At 68.7% G+C, this 230-nt stretch carries 1 protein-coding gene; it reads left to right on the forward strand.

The window, feature by feature from the left end; genetic code table 11:
- On the forward strand, positions 1 to 187 hold a 187-nt coding region (locus tag GV790_RS30410), incomplete at its 5' end, for a hypothetical protein (protein WP_163818224.1).
- Positions 188 to 230: the final 43 nt, after the last annotated feature.

The following is a 230-nucleotide window of genomic DNA, read 5'->3' on the forward strand; positions in this document are numbered from 1 at the left end:
AGCCCGATCGCGCATCGCCGCTGTGCTCGAACGGTTCGGCGGTATCCCGGCCGTGCTGCTCAGCGGTGGGGTCGACTCGATCTACGTGGCAGCCGTTGCCGTTGCGTTGGGTGCCGAGCCGCCCCATCACATCGCGCGAAAGCTCGATCACATCGGTGCCGCCGAGCCGGATCACGTGATGACGTAGCCCGAGCGCAGCTGCCGCGACCGCCGCGTTCGCCTCATGGTGC

This window comes from Nocardia cyriacigeorgica, assembly GCF_010858045.1.
GTDB lineage: Bacteria > Actinomycetota > Actinomycetes > Mycobacteriales > Mycobacteriaceae > Nocardia > Nocardia cyriacigeorgica_E.